Source organism: Microcoleus sp. OTE_8_concoct_300, from assembly GCF_031383065.1.
Classification (GTDB): Bacteria; Cyanobacteriota; Cyanobacteriia; order Cyanobacteriales; family Microcoleaceae; genus Microcoleus.
The window spans coordinates 1-3,445 of the sequence record NZ_JANMZH010000775.1 but is presented as its reverse complement, the minus strand read 5'-3'; the positions used below and the strand labels follow the sequence as shown (position 1 = coordinate 3,445).

4 protein-coding genes are annotated in these 3,445 nt (G+C 40.3%); 2 read left to right on the top strand and 2 right to left on the bottom strand.

Annotation, left to right across the window (positions count from 1 at the left end; translation table 11 throughout):
* The first annotated feature begins 67 nt into the window (after positions 1-67).
* A complete protein-coding gene (locus ACUVJL_RS34845) occupies positions 68-412 on the top strand; it encodes a DUF5615 family PIN-like protein (protein WP_445249994.1) in 345 nt (114 codons plus the stop codon).
* Between the two features lie 6 nt (positions 413-418).
* Here the strand turns inward: ACUVJL_RS34845 and ACUVJL_RS34840 are convergent, their stop codons facing one another.
* Both ACUVJL_RS34840 and ACUVJL_RS34835 read right to left on the bottom strand, forming a co-directional pair.
* Positions 419-1,480, bottom strand: a complete 1,062-nt coding sequence (locus tag ACUVJL_RS34840) for an MAE_28990/MAE_18760 family HEPN-like nuclease (RefSeq protein WP_445249993.1) — start codon at positions 1,478-1,480, stop codon at positions 419-421.
* A gap of 6 nt (positions 1,481-1,486) precedes the next feature.
* Positions 1,487-2,662 (bottom strand): DUF262 domain-containing protein, encoded by a 1,176-nt coding sequence (locus ACUVJL_RS34835; protein WP_445249992.1) that lies wholly within the window; start codon positions 2,660-2,662, stop codon positions 1,487-1,489.
* Between the two features lie 302 nt (positions 2,663-2,964).
* Between ACUVJL_RS34835 and ACUVJL_RS34830 the strand changes: the two genes are divergently transcribed.
* The coding region (locus ACUVJL_RS34830; protein WP_445249991.1) for a GNAT family N-acetyltransferase at positions 2,965-3,445 on the top strand (481 nt) is incomplete at its 3' end.

Here is a 3,445-nt window from a genome sequence, read left to right as displayed (position 1 = left end):
AACCTGAAGATATTCAAGCTTGCTTGCTGTTTGCTGCACTCCGAATTGACTTTCCGAGGATTGCTGTATGATTTTCTGGCTAAATGCTCAACTTCCTCCTAGTCTCGCAGAATGGTTGAGTATTACATTTGGTGTGAGTGCAGTAACTCTACAAGATATTGGGTTGTCAGACGCTCAGGATATTGAGATATTTAATGCAGATCGCGCTAACGGTTATGGCACTGTTGTTATCACGAAAGATCGAGATTTTATCGATTTAGTAATTCGTTTAGGAAGCCCGCCACAAATTCTGTGGTTAACGTGTGGGAATATTACCAATAGAGACTTGCAACGCATTTTTACCCGCGCTTTTCCTGAAACTTTGGAGTTGCTGCAAAATGGTGAAAATATTGTTGAAATCGGTAGAGCTTAACAATATTCAGTCAACTCGATACGAGCTAGTTACATAAATAGTCAATCCAATTCTGGCATCGCGATCGAACTTTAACCCTACTTCTGCCTCCGAGGTTATTTCCACATGATTGTGGGAAATACCATTAAGCTGAATACTCTCAATTTTAGCACAGTAGCAGTATGACAATTCATCATTAAATAACCCTAGAAAAACACGTTCTCCTAAAGTTAATGTAACTTCTTTAACTTTGGCTACCCCTGCTTGCGGCTTTTTGAACCACTCAGTAATTTTTCCAATCTCCCTTACCAGCCCTCGATCGATCTGGCGTAAAATTATATTGTATGTGACTAAATCAGCGAGGGATTTACATAAAGCCTCAACAAAATCACCTAAGTCCAACAGTTCTTGAGTACCCAAAATCTCATCTGTAGAGCCGTGTGCTGCTTTATTTCGATAGTCAACCAGTTGTTTGAGTTCTCCTTCAGCCGTGTTTTGACTGCCGCGAACTTCCTCTACAAAATATTTAATTTCTTTGTGGTTAATTACCCATTTCCACGCCTCATCAATCCCAGCATTTTTCAAAACTGTTTCTAGCGCTTCCTTCCGTAAATTTTGCTCGTGCAATAAGAAAGCATCAGGAAGTAGCTCGTATTTTCCAGTGTCAGTAATTCCACAGGATAATCCTTGCACTACTTTCTCAACTGAAAGGTGTTGAAACCTATTCTTTTTGATGTCAATCAATAAACGCCCTATACCCTCTCGATGGGTATTTTGGATTTTTTCTCCCAAGTCTGAATAACGTGGAACCAAATCGGGCATCCGTCGCAGCCAATCCGAAATTAAATCCTCAACGAAGCGCTCGTAAATAGCGTACAATCGGGTTACAACAGCAGAGCGATCGTAAATTTCCCACTCGCGTTCGCTAGGTATTATCTCTATTAATGCGGCAAATTCAGGATTTTCTGCCAACTTCTGTTTATTTAAACTGTCTCGAAATACGATTCTTCTAAGTCGATGGTTAGTCTTGATTATCGCACGAACAGTTGAAATTTTGACACTAGCTTTCTCGATCAGCTCCTCAAACATCGCAAGTTATTCTCCGATAACTTGCGAAAGCATTTCGTCAAATATTCCGAGCCGCTCCTGAATCTCTGCTTTACTTGTTCCACCTCCTGTCAAAAAACGAGCTTCCGGTTGGTTAAAGAGGTTTTTTGTTGCTTCAATAACGCGATCTCTTCCAGACATTAATTGATAGGCATCAAGTAAATGCTTGTTAAAACCAAGCATAGTCACATCATAATAGAATCGATTGGATTGTTCAGACCAAGTTTGAGATTGAGGATCGAATGGTTTAAATAAATGCTGTCCGTAAACTCGATAGGCTAATGAAATAGTTTCTATAAAAGTATCTTCCAAAAAATTAATATCGTGAATGGAAAAATTTAAACTTTTCATCATATACAAATCTAAAAACTCTGGCATTTCCATTTGATAATGTTCTATATTCCTTAGGGCAAAAAAACGCAAAACTAATTCAGCATCTTCCATTTTTTCATAAATATTGTTCTTCTCTAAGTCTCGGCTGTTATTGTCTGTCGGAATTCCCCAAGCTTCAGCAAATCTGGGATAGCGCGCTAGTTCTAGCAACAGTTCATTGAACTTTCCACCATACAAAATGTTTCTCATTTCCTGTTTGCTTAACTTTAATATTCCAGTATTTAGACGTTCAAAGGTTTTCTGTTTTAGGAACTTGTCTGCTTCAGGATTGGAGGTTAATTCAGCAAGAATTGCTATTGAGGATATGGAGCGTCGATCGATATTAGCCCTAATTTTTTGAGGAAGTGTGTTGTAGGTGTCTCCATTTAATTCAGGCAAAATTTCCAGCTCAGTCAGTTTGAGTTTGTTTTCATAAAACTCTTGAATAGCGGAGATTCGCTGCTCACCATCCAAGACTTCATAAGGCTTGAAATCTTGTTGGTACAGAATTATTGAAGGTACGGGAATATTGAGAATAAATGACTCTATCAATCGGGATTTCATCGTCGCAGTCCAACGACCCCTTCTTTGGTAGAACGATCGCATTTCTATATAATTAGAAAGTTTTAAGGATTCAACAAACCGGGGAAGCTTTTCACGGTTGATTTCGGTAACGATTGGTGTTTCTTTGAAGTCGTAGCGCTGGTATGTGTCGCGATCGAACCTGGGATGATCTGGTGTGTTTGGTGGCCAACTATTCCACATCTTTTCTTCAAATGGTGCGAGCTGCATTTCCGTAGTCTCCCTAAGCACAACTTGTTAATAATTATAGCATTTTCAGCATGAGCAGATCGACTCAAATCTAGCAAACTAGCGATCGCAAATTATCCCTGCAGAAGATCGATCGCCCTTACCCGATCGCAAAATCCGATTTTATGGCAAAATTAGCCTAGACTGAAATATGAAAACTAGCGGGCAAGCTGTAGCGAATGTTGCCCTCGTGAGTCCTGACTTCGTTTTTGCCGTTTACCCCGGTTATAAAATCCGGTTTGTGAGCGTATTAGTCCGTAATCCTTGATTTAGTATGTAAAATCATGAACGTACAAATTACAGATTTGCGTGCGGTTGACGAGCCAAAAATTCAACAGGTAGCTAGATTAATAGTTGAAGGTTTTAAAGAGCATTGGCCCCATGCTTGGCCCGATCTAAATTCTGCTTTGCAAGAAGTGCAAGAATCTTTGGAACCGGATCGCATCAGTCGAATTGCTGTCGCCGACAGCAATCAAGTTTTGGGATGGATTGGCGGGATTAAACAGTATGACGGTAATGTTTGGGAACTGCACCCGCTGGTAGTGAGAACAGAATTTCGCGGACAAGGAATTGGTCGATCGCTCGTAGCTGATTTAGCAGCAGAAGCTAAAAACCGGGGAGGGCTCGTGCTGTGGGTAGGTACCGACGACGAAGACAATCAAACCACTCTTTCAGGCATCAATCTTTATCCTAACGTTTGGGAACACATCGCCAAAATTAGAAATTTGCGCGGTCATCCCTACGAATTTTATCAAAAAATGGGTT

What these genes read in the sequence shown, in the direction of transcription:
- ACUVJL_RS34835 (WP_445249992.1), bottom strand. Translation starts at nt 2,662, where the DNA reads ATGCAGCTCGCACCATTTGAAGAAAAGATGTGGAATAGTTGGCCACCA.
- ACUVJL_RS34840 (WP_445249993.1), bottom strand. Translation starts at nt 1,480, where the DNA reads ATGTTTGAGGAGCTGATCGAGAAAGCTAGTGTCAAAATTTCAACTGTT.
- ACUVJL_RS34845 (WP_445249994.1), top strand. Translation starts at nt 68, where the DNA reads ATGATTTTCTGGCTAAATGCTCAACTTCCTCCTAGTCTCGCAGAATGG.